Source organism: Pseudomonas sp. KH_027, assembly GCF_057838565.1.
Genome location: NZ_CM174470.1, coordinates 2137006 through 2154517, shown reverse-complemented (window position 1 = coordinate 2154517; position 17512 = coordinate 2137006). Strand labels below are relative to the sequence as shown.

General features: G+C 60.6%; 16 protein-coding genes and 1 tRNA gene. 8 read left to right on the top strand and 9 right to left on the bottom strand.

The window, feature by feature from the left end:
- Positions 1 to 88: 88 nt before the first annotated feature.
- The 4 genes from AC3IYG_RS10155 to AC3IYG_RS10140 all read right to left on the bottom strand — a co-directional run bounded on the left by AC3IYG_RS10155 (position 89) and on the right by AC3IYG_RS10140 (position 4495).
- Positions 89 to 1831 (bottom strand): SulP family inorganic anion transporter, encoded by a 1743-nt coding sequence (locus AC3IYG_RS10155; RefSeq protein ID WP_489313623.1) that lies wholly within the window; start codon positions 1829 to 1831, stop codon positions 89 to 91.
- Positions 1832 to 1894: 63 nt separating this feature from the next.
- Positions 1895 to 2716, bottom strand: a complete 822-nt coding sequence (gene ppk2, locus AC3IYG_RS10150; protein ID WP_489313622.1) for a polyphosphate kinase 2 — start codon at positions 2714 to 2716, stop codon at positions 1895 to 1897.
- 447 nt (positions 2717 to 3163) lie between these two features.
- Positions 3164 to 4123 carry an HlyD family secretion protein gene (locus AC3IYG_RS10145; RefSeq protein ID WP_489313621.1) on the bottom strand — a complete coding sequence of 320 codons (960 nt, stop codon included), beginning with the start codon at positions 4121 to 4123 and terminating at the stop codon, positions 3164 to 3166.
- A gap of 3 nt (positions 4124 to 4126) precedes the next feature.
- Positions 4127 to 4495, bottom strand: coding sequence for a DUF3302 domain-containing protein (locus tag AC3IYG_RS10140; RefSeq protein ID WP_489313620.1), 369 nt, complete (start codon positions 4493 to 4495; stop codon positions 4127 to 4129).
- Positions 4496 to 5061: 566 nt separating this feature from the next.
- Between AC3IYG_RS10140 and tnpA the strand changes: the two genes are divergently transcribed.
- From tnpA to tnpC, 3 genes are all read left to right on the top strand, one after another.
- On the top strand, positions 5062 to 5394 hold the full coding sequence (tnpA, locus tag AC3IYG_RS10135) for an IS66-like element accessory protein TnpA (RefSeq protein WP_489310536.1): 333 nt from the start codon (positions 5062 to 5064) through the stop codon (positions 5392 to 5394).
- Positions 5391 to 5726, top strand: a complete 336-nt coding sequence (gene tnpB, locus AC3IYG_RS10130; RefSeq protein ID WP_489310535.1) for an IS66 family insertion sequence element accessory protein TnpB — start codon at positions 5391 to 5393, stop codon at positions 5724 to 5726. The genes tnpA and tnpB overlap by 4 nt, the downstream gene beginning before the upstream one ends.
- 81 nt (positions 5727 to 5807) lie before the next feature.
- Positions 5808 to 7355 carry an IS66 family transposase gene (gene tnpC / locus AC3IYG_RS10125; RefSeq protein ID WP_489313884.1) on the top strand — a complete coding sequence of 516 codons (1548 nt, stop codon included), beginning with the start codon at positions 5808 to 5810 and terminating at the stop codon, positions 7353 to 7355.
- Positions 7356 to 7598: 243 nt separating this feature from the next.
- Here the strand turns inward: tnpC and AC3IYG_RS10120 are convergent, their stop codons facing one another.
- The 5 genes from AC3IYG_RS10120 to AC3IYG_RS10100 form a co-directional block, all read right to left on the bottom strand.
- A complete protein-coding gene (locus tag AC3IYG_RS10120; RefSeq protein ID WP_489313619.1) occupies positions 7599 to 8504 on the bottom strand; it encodes an amino acid ABC transporter substrate-binding protein in 906 nt (301 codons plus the stop codon).
- Positions 8505 to 8551: 47 nt separating this feature from the next.
- The gene (potE, locus tag AC3IYG_RS10115; RefSeq protein WP_489313618.1) at positions 8552 to 9886 is read right to left on the bottom strand and encodes a putrescine-ornithine antiporter; all 1335 of its coding nucleotides are present in this window, start codon (positions 9884 to 9886) and stop codon (positions 8552 to 8554) included.
- An 81-nt stretch (positions 9887 to 9967) separates the two neighbouring features.
- Positions 9968 to 12268, bottom strand: a complete 2301-nt coding sequence (locus AC3IYG_RS10110) for an Orn/Lys/Arg family decarboxylase (RefSeq protein WP_489313617.1) — start codon at positions 12266 to 12268, stop codon at positions 9968 to 9970.
- A 190-nt stretch (positions 12269 to 12458) separates the two neighbouring features.
- Positions 12459 to 14639 carry an ornithine decarboxylase SpeF gene (gene speF / locus AC3IYG_RS10105; protein ID WP_489313616.1) on the bottom strand — a complete coding sequence of 727 codons (2181 nt, stop codon included), beginning with the start codon at positions 14637 to 14639 and terminating at the stop codon, positions 12459 to 12461.
- Between the two features lie 484 nt (positions 14640 to 15123).
- Positions 15124 to 15211: transfer RNA gene (locus AC3IYG_RS10100), tRNA-Ser, on the bottom strand.
- A gap of 133 nt (positions 15212 to 15344) precedes the next feature.
- On the opposite strand from AC3IYG_RS10100, the gene AC3IYG_RS10095 reads away from it, so the two are divergent.
- The 5 genes from AC3IYG_RS10095 to AC3IYG_RS10075 all read left to right on the top strand — a co-directional run bounded on the left by AC3IYG_RS10095 (position 15345) and on the right by AC3IYG_RS10075 (position 17511).
- Positions 15345 to 16013: a Bax inhibitor-1/YccA family protein gene (locus AC3IYG_RS10095; RefSeq protein ID WP_489313615.1), complete on the top strand. Its 669-nt coding sequence runs from the start codon at positions 15345 to 15347 to the stop codon at positions 16011 to 16013.
- 113 nt (positions 16014 to 16126) lie between these two features.
- Entirely contained in the window at positions 16127 to 16519 is a 393-nt protein-coding gene (gene tusD / locus AC3IYG_RS10090; RefSeq protein WP_489313614.1) for a sulfurtransferase complex subunit TusD, read from the top strand.
- A gap of 1 nt (position 16520) precedes the next feature.
- Positions 16521 to 16880, top strand: coding sequence for a sulfurtransferase complex subunit TusC (gene tusC / locus AC3IYG_RS10085; RefSeq protein WP_489313613.1), 360 nt, complete (start codon positions 16521 to 16523; stop codon positions 16878 to 16880).
- Entirely contained in the window at positions 16880 to 17179 is a 300-nt protein-coding gene (gene tusB / locus AC3IYG_RS10080) for a sulfurtransferase complex subunit TusB (protein WP_489313612.1), read from the top strand. Before tusC ends, tusB begins: the two co-directional genes overlap by 1 nt.
- Positions 17176 to 17511, top strand: coding sequence for a TusE/DsrC/DsvC family sulfur relay protein (locus tag AC3IYG_RS10075; protein WP_489313611.1), 336 nt, complete (start codon positions 17176 to 17178; stop codon positions 17509 to 17511). Before tusB ends, AC3IYG_RS10075 begins: the two co-directional genes overlap by 4 nt.
- The last annotated feature ends 1 nt before the right edge of the window (position 17512 follow it).

Genomic DNA, 17512 nt, shown 5'->3' with positions numbered 1-17512 from the left:
TCACCCTCCCCCGATTCGCGCCCACGCGATGCTCTTCGGGCCGAGTTCATCGGCCAGATACCGCGCCGATTTTTTCAAAACGGGGCAGTTACACGACCGTCGGCGCGGCCTCGTAGCGCGCAACGGCCTCCTCAAGATTGAAAAACATGCGTTCGAGACCCAGCGTCCTTCCCAGCGGTGACTGCTTAACCATGGCCAGCACGCTCGGATTCAGGCCGACGAGCCACAGCGTCACCCCCTTCTCTTGCAGTCGCTTCTCGGCCTCGGCCAGCATCTTGAGTGCGGTGTATTCCAGATCGAAGACCCCGCCGAGGTCGATCGCCACGACCTTCGGCCTGGCCTCGGTGATCAACGGAAGGATCTTCTGGCCGATACGCTCGGCATTGGCGAAGAAGATCCGTCCCTCCGGCCGCAGCAAGAGCAAGCCGGGAAAACTTTCGTCTTCGGGATGTTCATCGGAGCGCGGCCGGAACACGTTGGAACCGGGCCTTCTCCCCAGAACATGAACCGGTGGATCGGACACCTGATAAGCCAGGGCCACGAGCGATACGATGATCGCCACGACAATGCCCTGCAGTGTTCCGAGCAGCACGACGCCCGCCATCGCGACCAACGCCCAGATGAACTCGGTACGCCGCACCTTGAGGATCTCGCGGAACTCCAGCGGATCGATCAGGCCCACCGAGTACACGATGACCACTGCCGCCAGGGTGGCGTCCGGCATCAGGCCAATGAAGGGCGCCAACAGCAAGATAGTCCCCAGTGCCAGGACGGCCGTGACCAGCCCCGCAAGTTGCGTGCGCGCTCCCGCCAGCCGGTTTACCGCCGTCTGCGTGGTTCCACCGCCGGCCGGCATGGCACCCAGCAATGCGCCGCCGATGTTAGCCAGCCCTGTCGCGACCAGCTCCCGGTTGGGTTGCGGTGTGGGCTCATCGCTCTGGGCGAAGGCACGCCCTGCCGCGATCGTTTCGGTGAAGCTCATCAGCGCGATGCCCATGGCCGCGGGCCAGAGCCGGGCCAGCAGTTGCCAATCCGGCAGAGTCACGGCAGGCAACCCGGTCGGAACCACACCGACTGTCGCCACCCCGAAGCGCTCCAGGCCGAACAGGCTCATGGCGCCAACCCCGATCGCCACCGCGACCAGCGGCGCGGGCGCGCGTGGAACGAAGCGTTTCATGACCACCAGGAGCGCAATCATGAAAATCGCTATGGCGACGGTCGGCAACGATGCCTGCGGGATGCCCTCGAACGTGGCAAGCAGGTTGTGAATGAATGAACCTTTGTGAATATGAATGCCAAGCAGCTTCGGAAGCTGGTCCACCACGATGACGATCCCGATGCCGGCCTTGAATCCAACCAGCACGGGCTCGGAGATGAAATTGGCGACGAATCCCAGTCGCATAAGTCCCGCCAGCACGAGGATCGCGCCCACCAGCAATGCCAGCGTCGCGGCTGCTGTGACGAGCGCTGCAGGGTCACCGGACGAGACCTCGGCAAGCGCCGCGCCAGCCAGGATAGCGATGGTGGTGGTCGTGCTTACGCTTAAGGGACGCGAAGTTCCGAACAGCGCGTAGATCAGCATCGGAACAAAGGCCGTGTAGAGGCCGACCTGTACCGGCAGCCCGGCAATGGTGGCGTATGCCAGAGCCTTGGGAATGACGACTGCCGCCGCAGTCAGGCCGGCGATCACATCGAGCCTGAGCCAGGCCCGCCGATAGTCGCGGAGCCACTCCGGCGCGAACAGGCGCACGCTGCCTCGCGAATATCGCCGTGCACCGTGCGCACTCGACCCCTGGTATCGACCGCGGGGTTCAGAACCTTGCTGCTTCATGAGTCACTCCAGGCCGGAACCCGCTATGCGCAGCGTATGATCTCCGGGGTGCGGCCGCGCCCATCAGAATGTTTCGGGGATGAACCTGAACGGATAATCCGGTTTGCGATAGCCGCCTGGCTTCTGCCGCTTGGGCAACTTCACTTTCTCGCGCGGTATATCCCCGTAGGGAACGCGGCTGAGCAAGTCGGTGATGATGTTGAGGCGGGCCCGCCGTTTGTCGTTCGAGTTGGCCACCAGCCACGGTGCATATTCGCTGTCGGTCGCCATGAACATGTCGTCCCGCGCGCGCGAATAGTCATACCAGCGGCCATATGACTTGAGATCCATTGGTGACAGCTTCCAGATTTTGCGGCCATCGCTGATGCGCGCCTCGAGTCGGCGGGTCTGCTCCTCCTGGCTGACCTCCAGCCAATACTTGAGCAGGATGACTCCCGAGCCGACGATCGCGCGCTCCACGAGAGGTACTGACTTCAGGAAACTGGCAACCTGCTCTTTGGTGCAGAACCCCATCACGCGCTCGACGCCCGCGCGGTTGTACCAACTGCGATCGAAGATCACCACTTCGCCGGCAGCGGGCAGGTGCGGCAAGTAGCGCTGCAGATACATCTGGCTCTTTTCGCGTTCGGTGGGCGCAGGCAACGCCACCACCCGGAAGACGCGGGGACTCACCCGTTCGGTGAGTGCCTTGATCGCCCCGCCCTTGCCGGCACCGTCGCGCCCCTCGAAAACGATGCAAACCTTGAGGCCCTTTTGCTGCACCCACTCCTGCAGCTTGACCAACTCGACATGCAGTCGACGCAGCTCATCCAGGTAGCCCTTGTTCGTAAGCTTCGCCTTTTCAGCAGGACCACCCTGGTGCGCGCCCTTTTTATCCTTTGCCATGGTCTTGGCCTCCCAAATGCTTGCGGCCTGTCGATCGGCAAGCCCTGTGGACGCAACTCTTTTGCGTGGAGTTGGCACTGTGTGGCTAGCGGAGTGGAGTACCCGTTGTGGGCTGGCCCATTGCTCGATGCGCACACCAAACTACGAGGAATCGCGCCCCCGACTCTGTGCTTCATTGTTGGTGTAGTTGAGGTCGCCAGCCTATGCAAGGGAGCCAGATGCTGCTCACTCGGATGCGGGTGGCCAAAGGTAGAGAGACGGACGAGCAACTGCACGAGTTGGGCAACCCGGGCTAAGCCCATGGACAGGGTCATCTGCTCAGCCCGGTATTGTTCGACGAGGCATTGATCGAGTGGCTGGATGGACAGCAACCGAAAGCCACAGTGAGGAGGCACGGAGCTTTTATGGTATAGGCGCCGATGGCGCCCTTACCATGTCCAGCGGGACTCAATGGAACGGGAAGATGTAGTTCATCCAGGCAGCCATGCGCAGGAGGATCTTGCGCATCACTGCGACATGGTGGAAATGCTTGCTGTAGAGCGCCGCCTGCCCATAAGCCCCCCCCGGCATCAGCTTGCTGTACTGCGCGTATTCCGGGTCGGTGATTTCGATGATCACCGGCACCCGACCCGGCGGCGGGGAGCCTGTGTAGCTGATCAAGGTGCCCGAAGGCTGTATCTGTCCTTCACCGATCACCGAGATCACGTTCTTCACCCTGCCCGAGAACACTTTGCCGGGGATACCGTCGAAGGCGACTTCGGCCTCGTCGCCCGGCGACAAACGCAGCTGACTGTTCTGCCGCATCCAGGCGGTGAAGTAATGACCCTCATCGGGGATGAAGACCATGGACGGCCGCAGTGGCAGTTTGGTCGCCATCATTCCAGTGCGCAGTGAAACATGGGTGACGAAGCCCTTGCTCGGTGCCCGCACCACGGTGTTGTCCAGTTCGAATTGGGCGATGTTCAATTGCGCCTGCAAGTCTTCCACACGGGCAGTAGCAATATCCTGGTCACGGCGGTTGCCGACATTGCGCTTGAACAGCTCGCTAGCGCGGAAAAGATCAGCCCGGGCCGAGACCAGTTGCGCCTTGAGGGACTTCACCCGGTTCCCGAAGGGGGTCGGGTCGATGCGAAATAGCACATCCCCCTTTTCCAGCGGCTGATTGGTTTGCACCGGGACCTCGATCACCTGGCCACTGACCACCGGTATCACCGGGACTGAAACGAAATACGAACGGGCCACCTCCGAGTACGGGTGGTTGTAATTCATGGTGAAGATCAGGGCGCCAATCAGAACCACCCCGCCGAGAGCAGCGGTGGGTACCGACCACTTGTTCAACGGAATGCGAAAGATCTTGAATATGACGACGCAGAAGGCTGTGTAGGTGAGGATAAGTAAGAGATCCATAATTCAGATTCCCTCGCCCTGGGTCTGCGATGCCGCCGGTTGGGGCGCTGCCTGCTGCCCTTCGAGCACATCCAGGCGCTGCCGCAGCTCGGCCACCTGCTGCTCCAGATGCAGGATATGGCTTTGTGGCGATTTACCGTCGCCGAAGCCCCAACCCCGGTCCTCGCGGTACAACATCGCCCAGATCCACAGGAAGGGCCAGATGGCGTGCAGGGTGAACAGACTGACCCAGCCGGTGGCATGAATCGCGTCCTGATGCGGATGGTTGCGATGAACGGCAATTTCATACGGGATGTCGTGCAGCACGATGATCCCGTAGAACAGTACGAGCCCGACGAAAATCAGCAGACCCAAAGCGAAATAATCGAGCATGATCTCCTCCCTTCGTAGTGAATTGACTATTAGCTTTGAAGGCTAGCCCGCGTCGCGAAGCCCCATATCGACAGCGATAGGCTTGCAATAGATCTGTCCCCTTCATAGTCCTGACAGCCAGCCCCCAGTCAAAAAGGCCGCCTGTTAACGTCCCTTCTCGTGCTTGAGCGTCCAGGCGAAAAACAGGATGTAGCCCCCGGCGTAAACAGGGGTTGACCATAGCAGTGTCTTTGACCTGCTTTTCTGTTAGCCCCTGGTACGTCATATTTAAGGCATTTATGCTTTGAATATGCTAGCCGGGTCAGACGACAGGATTAATTCGATAGTATCTCGATCCTCAACGCGCAAGTCTTCCTGAAGATCCCCAATAGCGCGGATACGGGCGTCCAGATAGGCTAAAAACGGGCGGGATGGATTTTCTTTTTCTAGCTCTTGTGCGCGCAACGAAATGAGAGGCCGAAGGTATGCGTCCGGCAAAGGCATCTAGCCCGCTCTGCTAGGCCAAGACATGGTGTGCACTTCAATTTAAGTGGACACCTCGTCTAGCCTTTTTAAGCAGATATTCCATGCAGCCAACGCGCCGTTCCTATCCCAAATCCTTCAAAGCCCAAGTCATACAAGAGTGCTCACAGCCCGGGGCCTCGATTGCCAATGTCGCGCTGAGCCACAGCCTCAACGCGAACCTCGTCCATAAGTGGATTCGGCTGCAATCGCAGAAAAATGTCGCCCTGCAACCGGCCTTCATCCCGCTGAAATTACAGGCACCTGCGACACGATCAGAAATCACCGCCGCCACTATTCGCATCGAAGTCCCAAGCCCTCGCGGAACAGTCGCGATCAACTGGCCGACCGAAAGCGCAGCCGCCTGCGCGACCTTTCTTCGAGACCTGTTGCGATGATCCGCATCGACTCGATCTGGCTCGCCACCGATCCCATGGACATGCGCGCCGGTACCGATACCGCGCTGGCGCGGGTCGTGGCGGTGTTCGGTGCGGCGCAGCCGCACTGTGCTTATCTGTTTGCCAATCGTCGTGCCACGCGCATCAAGGTGTTGGTGCACGACGGGTTGGGTATCTGGCTGGCGGCCCGCCGTCTGCATCAGGGCAAGTTTTTCTGGCCGGGCTCTCGACACGGCGCTCAAGTGGAACTGGGCGCTGAGCAGTTGCACGCCCTGGTGCTCGGTTTACCCTGGCAAAGAGTCGGGCCAGGCGGCGCGATTTCTATCGTGTGACGCCTGCCATGGCCTTCCTGGCCGTGCAATTGTCCGATGAGTCTCTCGCCGGTACTGGCCTGCTCTGGCAAAGTCGGCGACATGACTTCGCTTCCCAATCTCGACCAGCTCAACCCTGAACAACTGCGCGCTCTGGCGGCGCAGTTGATGCAGCGCGTCGAGAGTCTCGATCAAAAAGTCGAGTCAATGGACAAGCAAATCCACCATCACAAAACGGTTAACGAGAAACTGGCCCACGAGATCGCGCAGCTCAAGCGCTTCAAGTTTGCCAAGCGCAGCGAGCAGCTAAGCCCGGCCCAGACCAGCTTGCTCGATGACCTGATCGACACCGACATCGCGGCCATCGAAGCCGAGCTTGAGGCCCTGCAACCGGCTCTCGTTTCGACCGAGGTTCGGCAAAAACCTAAACGTACGGCCTTGCCGCCACAGTTTCCGCGCACCCTGATCCATCACGAACCGGACAACACCGAATGCTCATGCGGCTGCGCCCTTAAGCGTATCGGCGAAGATGTCAGCGAGAAGCTCGACTACACGCCGGGCGTGTTCACCGTCGAGCGCCACATCCGTGGCAAGTGGGTCTGTGATCAGTGCGAAACCCTGATTCAGGCACCGGTTCCGGCGCAGGTCATCGACAAGGGAGTCCCGACCGCCGGGCTGCTGGCCCACGTGATGATCGCGAAGTTCGCTGATCATTTACCGCTCTACCGCCAGGAATCGATTTTTGGTCGAGCCGGTTTGGCCATCGCGCGCTCGACTCTGGCCCAATGGGTCGGCGTATGCGGCGTGCAACTGCAACCGCTGGTCGATGCGCTGCGCGACGTGGTGCTTGGGCATCACGTCATCCATGCCGACGAAACACCGGTGCAGATGCTCACGCCGGGCGCGAAGAAAACCCACCGCGCTTACGTCTGGGCTTATGCCACCAGCCAGTTTGCCGACGTGAATGCCGTGGTTTACGACTTCAGCCCCAGCCGCGCCGGAGAACACGCCCGCAACTTCCTGCACGACTGGAAGGGCAAGCTGGTCTGTGACGATTTTGGCGGCTACAAGGCCAGCTTTGAACTCGGCGTCACCGAGATCGGCTGCATGGCTCATGCTCGGCGCAAGTTCTTCGACCTGCACGCCACCAACAAAAGCCAGCTCGCCGAACAGGCCTTGCGCTACATCCAGTTGTTGTACGAAATCGAACGTGAAGTCCGCGACCTGGAGCCGGATTTACGCCGTCGAATACGGCAAGAAAAAGCTGTACCGGTGATGGACGCTCTGCATATCTGGATGATCGCCCAGCGTCAGCTCGTGCACGATGGCTCAGCTATTGGCAAAGCCCTGGATTACAGCCTCAAACGCTGGACGGCGCTGTCGCGCTATCTCGATGATGGGGCGGTGCCCATTGATAATAACTGGGCGGAAAACCAGATCCGTCCATGGGCGCTAGGTCGCAAGAATTGGCTGTTTGCCGGCTCACTGCGTAGCGGCAAACGTGCGGCTGCGATCATGAGTCTGATCCAGTCGGCACGGCTCAACGGGCATGATCCGTATGCTTATTTGAAGGACGTGCTGACTCGCCTGCCGACGCAGCGGGCGAGTGCTGTCGACGAGCTGCTGCCGCATAGATGGCAACCGGTTTAGCTGCGCAAGACGGGATGCCCGGACGCATACGGCCGAAGACCTTTCCCCAACACTTCGAGCGCAACCTCATATGCGATACCCTCGCTGTTGATACCCAAATCCAACATAGCCATAACAACTCCCTAATTTGATCAACGTTTAGACTTTTTCTGTATGGAAGCAATCCTGCTCTTCCTGCGGATAGCTCCAGGGCGGCCCACTCCGCAGGTCGGGCGCCCCGTGCTTTCTGGTTATGTCGCGGCGCTAGGGCAGCGCATAGACCTTGAACAGCAGCTTGGACGTACCTCCAAGCCGACCCAGGTATTTGATGTACGCCTGCTCGATCTCGCCTGAACGGTACATTTCGCTCAGCACGGTATCCACCAGCAAGCGGAAGTCCTCATCGCCACGCTCGAGCGCCATCGACGCCGGAGCGAATTCGAAGAGGCGACCCACTACCATCAACTCCCCGGCGTCCTTGCTCTTCGCCACGTAGTTCTTCAGCACCATGCGTTCGGAGAGGAAGGCATTGGCTTTGCCGTCGGCGACCAGCTTCACGCCATCCTCGTTGTTCTCGACCGTCACCAGCGTGGCCACCACGCCGAGCTCGCGCATTTGCTCACGAATCCACTCCTCGGTGACACCACCCGCGATGGCTGCATAGGTGTGGTTCGCCAGGCCGCGATTGAGGGTCGCGCGCCAAGTCGGGCCAGTATGCGCCACCTCGCCATTGAGCACTTTGAGTAGCGACTCGGGTGCATCCTTGCGCACCACTGCGGTGAGGCCGGCGGTGTATACCGGGATCGAGAAGCTCACAGCCTTACGCCGCTCCAGCGTCGCCGGGGTCGGCGTGCAGAGGATGTCAGCCTCGCCCGCGCTGATGGCGCTGATCTCTTCGTCGGCCTTCAGCGGTTGGAAGCGCACCTGTAGATTGGGCAAACCCAACTCAGTCTTGAGCTTGTCGGCGACCTTCAGGCACAGGTCGATGCCATAGCCGCTGGCCTTGTCGCCATCCTGGCTGCTGAACGGCGCAAAATCCGGCAGATAACCCAAAGTGAGGGTGTTGTTGGCGCGCACGCGCTCAAGGGTATTGGCGCCGGCTAGCGCCGGCAGCAACGCAAGCAGGCAGGCGAGCAGCATGCTTACGGGTTTGGGTGAATGTACGTTCATATCCTGTTCCCCATATTCAGATGTCTTTGCTGTCCTGAAGACAACGCCTAAGGCTTGCCGACCCCGGCCAGAGTGGCTTGAGGCTCAAAGCGCTTGGCGATGAAACCGTAGAGCAGGTAACCGACCGCAAGGACGAGGGTGCCACCGAATACGGCGTCTTTGCCGCAGGAATAGAGGGCGTAGAACGAGTAGGCCAACGCCACCATCAACACCGCCGTGTTACGGCTGTAAATCGCTGGGCTGACCTCGGCCTTGTACATGATGACCAACAGACCGGTCAGCGCCGTCACGTAGGGAATCAGGTTGGTTACCGCCGCCAGACTGACCAGCTTGCTGAATTGGGCACTGGCGTCGGGTGAAATGGTCGACAGGGCGAATACGGTCTGTATCACGCCACAGACGAGCATGCCGATAATGGGCGCATTCATCGCGCTGACCTTGCCGAACAGTTTCGGGAACATGCCCTCATCGGCCGTCACCTTGGCCGTTTGCGCCAGCGTGAACTGCCACCCCAACAACGAGCCGATACAGGCCGTGACGGCCAGCGCCATGATGATATTGCCGATCATGGGATTGAACATCTGTGCGTAGACCATTGCGAACGGTGCGGAGGAGTTGGCCAGTTCGGCGTTCGGCACAATGCCCTGGATCACCGCGGTTGACAGCACGTAGACCACTGCGGCACCCAGGGTGCCGAACAGGCAGGCCAGCGGCACATTGCGCTTGGGATCTTCCACGGCATCGGAGGCTTGCGCCGCCGATTCCATGCCGAGGAAGGCCCACAGCGTCAGTGGAATACTCTTGCCGATGGCTTCGGAGATCGCCAGGTTGTTCGGGTTCCAGGCGGCAGCAAACACATCCGACTTGAAAAAGAACCAGCCGATTATGCTCAGGCCGGCCACTGGGATGATCACGCCCCAGATGGTGACCGCACCGATCTTGCCGGTGATGCTCGGGCCACCGAAGTTGGCCACGGTGGTTAGCCAGATCAGGCCGACCGTGCCGACAAACAGCGGGACCGCGCCGCTACCCAACCAGGGGAAGAACGATGTCAGGTAACCCACCGCTGAAATGGCGATAGCCACGTTGGCGATGGCCAGCGACAGGAAGTACAAGAACGAACAGAGGAAGAACCCGGACTTGCCATGCGCCTCCTCGGTATAGGCCGACATCCCGCCGGAGCGCGGACAGAAGAGGCCGCACTGGGCGAAGCTGTAGGCGATGGCCATGGAGCCGACCGCGGTAATGATCCATGACAGCAGCGAGACAGCCCCGAGTTGGGCCATGTTGGTGGGCAGCATGATGATGCCCGAGCCCATCATGTTGACCGCCACCAGTGTGGTGAGCCCCATGAGGCTCATTTTTTTCTTTGACTCAGCCATCGATTACTCCTTGCTCTGTCCAAAGCACTGACCCTGAGTCCGACGGCTCACTGCCTGCCGCTGGCGAAGGGTGGCTAAACGTTACTGTTTGACCACATACACCCTGTAGGTTAGCCGGCCCTGTGCATCTCGCTCGACCTCGACCCCATGGTTGTCATGCCCGAAGCCGGGGAACCGGCCATCGAACAATTCCATCGCCAGCAGGTAGTCGACGATGGCCTTCTTGTCGGCGCCGGCTTTTTCCCCCGGCATCATCAGCGGAATACCCGGTGGGTAAGGCACGATTTGCACAGCGACCGTACGATCGAGCATGTCACGCACGGCGATCTGTTCGATCTGACCTTTCACCAACTTGGCGTAGGTCTCGCGCGGCGAGGACACCGGGTCGGGTAGCAAGGTGTAGGCCTCGTCCATGTTGTGCAACATGCCCGAAGCGAGCATGTCCTGGTGCATCTCCTCGGCCAGATCCTTGAGGCCCATGCCGGCGTAACGCTCGGCATAGCTGCTGGCCAGATCGGGCAGCACCAGTTCCAGCGGCGCGTTGTTGTCGTAGTGCTTTTTGAACTCCATCAGGCCGGCGACCAGCGAGCCCCACTTGCCTCGGGTCACGCCCAGGCTGAACAGCAGCAGGATGGAGTACGGCTCAGTCTTCTCCACCACGATGCCGCGGCTGGAGAGGAAGGACGACACCAGTGGCGCCGGAATACCGCTGGGTTCCATCGCGCCTTCCAGCGTTTGCCCCGGCGTCAGCACCGTCACCTTGATCGGGTCGAGCATGCAGTAGTCGGCACCCAGGTCACCGAAACCGTGCCAGTTGGCCGTCGGTCTGAGTACCCAGGCGTCGCCATGGCGCAGGGTCTGCGGGTCGAGTTCGGCAAAGGGCACGCCGTTGACCTCGTCCGGTTGCCAAACGCCGAACCACCAGTCCTTCGGGTCGCGTTTGCGCACCTCGTTGCCCAGCCGGACCATGGACTGGCGAAAGGCGATGGCTTCACCGATGGATTCGTCGGTGAGGTAGCCGCCGGCATCGTCCATCATCTTTGCCGATACGTCGGTGGAGGCGATGATGCTGTACTGCGGCGAAGTCGAGGTGTGCATCATGAAGGCTTCGTTGAACAGCGCCGGCTTGACCGGCACCTTGCCCGAGCGAATGTGGATCATTGAAGCCTGCGACAGCGCCGCCAACAGCTTGTGCGTGGAGTGGGTGACGGTCACCGTGGCGTCATCGGCATGCCGTTCGCCACGGTGCATGCCATAGCGCCCCTCGTACAGCGGGTTGAAGCGTGCGTAGGCGTACCAGGCCTCATCGTAGTGGATGCGATCGACGCTCTGGCTAAGCTCGCGGGTTGTGGTCTGTACGTTGTAGCAGAGGCCGTCGTAGGTCGAGTTGGTCAGCACCGCCAGTACCGGGCGCGCCTGCTTGTTGGTCGCCAACGGGCTGTCGGCGAGTTTCTGCGCTACGGCTGCGGGGGTCAGTTCGCTACGCGGCACCGGGCCGATCAGGCCGCGCGCATTGCGCCGCGGCCGCAGGTACAGCGGCACAGCACCAGACATGTTCAACGCATAGTTCAGCGACTTGTGGCAATTGCGATCGACCAGCACGGCATCGCCGTCGGTCACAGCCGAGTGCAGAACGATCTCGTTACTCGCCGAGCTACCACCCACCGAGAAGAACGTGAAGTCGGCACCGAATACCCGGGCAGCGTACTTCTCCGCCTCGGCGATCGGACCGGAGTGATCGTTCAGCGAGCCTAGCTCGCCGACCGACACACTGAGGTCGGAGCGCAGCATCTGCTCGCCGTAGAAGTCGAGAAAACTACGTCCCACTGCAGTCTTCATGAAGGCAGTGCCGCCGGTGTGGCCGGGGGTATGCCAGGAGTATTCATGGGTACCTGCGAAGTTGACCAAGGCTCCGAAGAACGGCGGCAGGATGGTATCGAGGTAACGGCGGGCGGCGGCTTCGATGCGCCCGGCGATGAATTCCGGGCTGTCTTCTGGCTGCCAGATGAACCCGTCGATGTTCTCGACGAACGCCAACGGTACCTGGCCTTTGTGAGCCTCGCTCATGCCCAGCATGATCGGCAGTTGGGCGGTGCGCCGACGGATCAGCCGGATGATTTGCATCGCCTTGTCCAGATCGTTCTCGCACAGGCCCCAGCCAAGGATCACGCAGCAGTACGCCGGGTCGGCACGGAAGGCGATTTCCGCGTCATCCAGGGAGCCGAGCACTTCCACGTCCAGCTCATGGGCATGTAACGCCTGGCCGATGGCTTGGGCGCTGCGAGTGACGATGCTGTCTTCATAGCCCTTGGTATTGGCCACGATCAGCACCGGATAACGCTGTGCCAGAGCGGCAGGCAACGGTGTTTGTGAAAGACTCATGGGTAAGAACTCCTTGTCGAAAATTAGCTGATGCCTACCGCAGGCACTGGCACTCTAGGCAGACGCTTGCGTCCTTCAGGCAGTAGAGGTTGTAGTCGTTGTCGTTGTGCGCGGTCCCTTCCAGCGTCTTTGAACACGCCTCTTGTGGCGGCCCCGGATTAGTCAGGAATGCCACAAGAGGCGCGCGCGGTCAGCTCTTCAGCACGTAACCGTAGGCACGAGTACGGCCGTTTTCCTGCTTCAGGTAGACACCTTGCAGTTCCGGAGTGAAGCCCGGCAGTCGGTTGATGCCTTCTTCAAGGGCGAGGAAGTACTCCAGGGCCGCGCCACCCCATATTTCCCCGGGTACCACGCAGAGCACGCCCGGCGGGTAAGGCAAGGCGCCTTCGGCCGCGATACGCCCGGCCGCGTCTGCCAATGGCACCAGTTCGACGTTGCCGCGGACGTATTCGATCTGCGCGTCCTGGGGTGTCATCGCCATTTTCGGTAGGCTCGCTTTGCGGAACATGTCCGTCTGCAACTGCTTGACGTTATGGTTGCGGTACAGGTCGTGCATGTCTTGGCAGAGCTGGCGGATGCTGTAGTCGCGATAGCGCTCTTGGTACTGCTCGTAGATAGCCGGCAGTACGCGGCTCATCGGCGCGTCGTCACTGATGAAGCGTTCGAAGCGGGCGATCTGCGCCACCAGATGGCTCATCTTCGCCCAGTCCTCGGCAGGCGTGAGCAGGAACAGGATGGAGTTGAGGTCGCACTTCTCCGGAACGATGCCGTTCTGCCGCAGGAAGTTGGCGAGGATGCCAGCATGGATGCCAAAATCGGTATAGCTGCCGTCCACCGGGTCGATCCCAGGGGTAGTGAACAACAGCTTGCAGGGGTCGATGAAATACTGATTGTCGGCGTAGCCGGGAAAGGCGTGCCAGCGATCCTGCGGATGGAACTTGAAGAAGCGGATGTCACTGGCGATCTCATCGGTCGGATAATCCTGCCAGTTGCGGCCATCGATTTCGCGCGGCACGAACGGGCGAATCATGGTGCAGGTTTCCAAGACCAGCTTGCGGGCATTGATGCCGAACTTTACGCAGTCGCCCCACAGGCGCAGGCCGCTGCAGCCACCATGGATGCGGGCATTCACATCAAGGGACGCGAATAGCGGGTAGAACGGGCTGGTGGAGGCATGGGCCATGAAGGCGTTGTTCAGGCGGGCATGGTTGCAGTAGCGCGGTTGCCCCTTGATATGGCGATCCTTCTTGTGGATCTGCGAGGCCTGGGAGAATCCGGCCTGCTGCTTGTGCACCGACTGGGTGACAAAAATACCGGGGTCGTTCTCGTCGAGCTCGAGCAACAGTGGCGAACAGTCATTCATCATCGGGATGAACTGTTCGTAACCGACCCAGGCCGAATCGAACAGGATGTAATCGCACAGCCGACCGATGCGGTCGACCACCTGCCGGGCGTTGTAGATGGTGCCGTCGTAGGTGCCGAGCTGGATAATCGCGAGGCGGAACGGGCGTGGCTGCTGGGCCTTGTCCGGGGCGACCTCGTTGATCAGTTCGCGCAGGTAGGCTTCCTCAAAGCAGTGGGAGTCGATACCGCCGATGAAGCCGTAGGGGTTGCGCGCGGTTTCCAGATAGACCGGGGTGGCGCCAGCCTGGATCAGGGCACCCTGGTGATTGGATTTGTGGTTGTTGCGGTCGAACAGGACCAGGTCGCCGGGAGTGAGCAGCGCGTTGGTGACCACTTTGTTGGATGCCGAGGTACCGTTGAGTACGAAGTAGGTCTTGTCGGCGTTAAACACCTTGGCCGCATGCTTTTGCGCGAGCAGCGCCGGGCCTTCATGGATCAATAGATCGCCCAACTTGACGTCGGCGTTGCACATGTCGGCGCGAAATAGCGTTTCGCCAAAGAAGTCGAAGAACTGGCGTCCTGCAGGATGCTTGCGGAAGAACTGGCCGCCCTGGTGGCCGGGGCAGGCGAAGGTGGAATTGCCTGCCTCCGTATAGCGCTTCAGGGAGCCGAAGAAAGGCGGGAGCAGGGTTTCTTCGTAGGCCTTGGCCGCAGTCTCCAACTGGTGGCCGTAATGCTCCGCGTTGGCACGGGTCGGATCGAAAGCACCGTTGACCTGTAGCAATACCTCGCGAATACGCGGGACGACTTCTGGCGCGTGTCCTCCCTCCGGCAATGTGACAATAAACAGCGGGATATTGAAACCGGTCTGTTGAATGACATCCAGTGCGCCGTCCAGCACATCCTCCACCGAGATCACCGCGGCGGCTATGTCGGTGTAGTCGGTCTCTTTGAGGGAAACAATCTCGCGCGTGGTGTAAAAGCAACCGTGGACGGCATCGCTGGCTGCGATCTTCAAAACATTCATGAATATTGACCTCCGTGGCGCGTATGCCGGTCGCTTTAGCGACAGATGTCTCCGTGAACTCATCAATGGCCCTGATCCAGGCCATCTGCACACCAAAAGGTATAGATCATCCTGGCGAATCGGTATTTCCGACTTCGCTGGACGCTGCTGACCCCTAGGTTGCTCGCTTATTGGCTTCATGCTCCGCCATAGACACGCTGTTGCAGTGGCGGCGATCAGCACATGGGGCTTGTCGTTGTACTGCGGCAAGCCGTTTTTATGCGTGCGCTTCAGCCATGGCCGTGCGCGTAGACAGAACAATGCCGTTGGCTGGCTAAAACGGTGGGCGGGATGGTGGGCACAGACTGGCCAGGGGTGTGGCTCAAACGGTTTTGAGCTCCTCGGCTAATCTGATTACTGACACTGCAGGCACGCAGACAAGACGGGGGGACAAATACAGCAGAAACAAAAAAGCCCTGAATAATCAGGGCTTTAATGCTTAATATGGCGGAGGCGGTGGGATTCGAACTCACGGACCTGTTACAGTCGACGGTTTTCAAGACCGTTGCCTTAAACCACTCGGCCACACCTCCGCAAAAGTGCGGGCGGCAATAATACCGGAACGAAACACACTGTCAAACTCTTGAGATTGGCAGTGGCAAGGTCTCTGTTATGATCCCTTACGACCTTGGTCACGGAACCCCAAGTCCTTTCAGGAGTTTTGCCATGCACGAACAAGATTACGCAGTCAGCCACGCGCAGGTCGAGCAGCTGGAAGTCAGCCGCGTTCTGCGCAACACCTATGGCCTGCTGGCCATGACGCTGGCCTTCAGCGGCCTGGTGGCTTATGTGGCGCAGCAGATGCGTGTCCCTTACCCAAGCTTTTTCGTGGTACTGATCGGTTTTTACGGCCTGTTCTTCCTGGCCGCCAAGCTACGCAACTCGCCCTGGGGCCTGGTGGCGACATTCGCCCTGACCGGCTTCATGGGTTACACCCTCGGCCCGATCCTCAACCGCTACCTGGACATGCCCAACGGCGGCGAAGTCGTCAGCTCGGCGTTTGCCATGACCGCCCTGGTGTTCTGCGGCCTGTCGGCCTATGTGCTGACCACGCGCAAGGACATGAGCTTCCTGGCGGGTTTTATCACCGCGGGCTTCTTCGTGCTGATCGGCGCCACGCTGGCGAGCATTTTCTTCCAGATCAGCGGCCTGCAACTGGCGATCAGCGCCGGCTTCGTGCTGTTCTCCTCGGTCTGCATCCTGTTCCAGACCAGCGCCATCATTCATGGCGGCGAGCGTAACTACATCATGGCCACGATCAGCCTGTACGTGTCCATCTACAACCTGTTCGTCAGCCTGCTGCAGTTGCTGGGCATCGTCGGCAGCGACGATTGATCGATTCCAGCTGTTAGAAAAGCCCGCTTCGGCGGGCTTTTTCATGCCGGCGGCGAGCAACTTGCGCGTTCAGGCCGTATCATTCCGGCAGAATTTCCCTTGCCGGGTATGCCATGAAGTTTGCCATCGCCCTCTTCTCCCCACCGCACGCACCGTCCTCGCGGCGCGCATTGCGCTTCGCCCAGGCCGCATTGGCGGGCGGGCATGAAATCGTGCGGCTGTTTTTCTATCAGGATGGCGTGTACAGCGCCGCGGGTAATCTGGTGACGCCCCAGGATGAACTGGATCTGCCAGCCGAATGGGCGGCCTTCGTCCACCAGCAGCAACTCGATGGCGTGGTGTGCATCGCCGCCGCCTTGCGCCGTGGCGTGCTGAATGAAGCAGAAGCGCAACGCTATCAGCGCGGTGCCGCTAACCTGGCTCAGCCCTGGGAGCTTTCCGGCCTGGGGCAACTGCACGAGGCGGCGCAACTGGCTGATCGCCTGGTCTGCTTTGGAGGCCCTTGAGATGGCCAAATCACTCCTGATCATCTGCCGCCAGGCGCCCTGGTCCGGCCCCTCCGCCCGCGAGGCGCTGGATATAGCCCTGGCCGGCGGCGCCTTCGACCTGCCGGTCGGCCTGGTATTTCTCGACGACGGGGTCTTCCAGCTCGCCCAGGCCCAGCAGGCCGGCGCAGTGCAACAGAAAGACCTGACCGCCAACCTTCAGGCCCTGCCACTGTTCGGCGTGGAGTCGCTCTATGCCAGCACGCGTAGCCTGCAGGAGCGCGGCCTGGAAACCCTGGCCCTGAATTTACCGGTGCAAAGCCTGGATGATGCGGCGCTGACCACCCTTATCGACCATTACGACCAGGTGATCACCCTCTGATGGCCACCCTGCACATCCTCTCCCATTCACCGTTCAGCGACAGCCGCCTGAGCAGTTGCCTGCGCCTGCTCGGCCCTGCGGATGCGCTGCTGCTGACGGGCGATGCGACCTACGCCCTGCAACCCGGCAGCGCCCACCTGCAAGCGCTGGAACTGCTGCCCGCCAGCGTTGCGCTGTTTGCCCTCGACGAAGACCTGCAGGCCCGCGCCCTGAGCACCCCGGCCCGTATGCAGGCGCTCGACTACCCGGGTTTTGTCGATATCTGCACGCGCTTTGCCAAGGTCAACAGCTGGCTATGAGCGCCTTGATAGTCGATGAGCGCCGCATCGCGCTGGACAAGGACGGCTACCTGGTCGAACTGAGCGACTGGTCGCCGGCTGTCGCCGAAGCCCTGGCCATGCAGGAAGCATTGCCGCTGAGCGCCGAGCACTGGGAGGTCCTGCAACTGCTGCGGGCCTTCTATGGCGAATACCAGCTTTCTCCGGCCACCCGCCCGCTGATCAAGTATGTGGCGCTGAAACTCGGACCGGAAAAAGGCAACAGCCTGCACCTCAACCGCCTGTTCAAAGGCACCCCAGCCAAACTCGCCGCCAAACTGGCGGGCCTGCCGAAGCCGACCAATTGCCTATGAA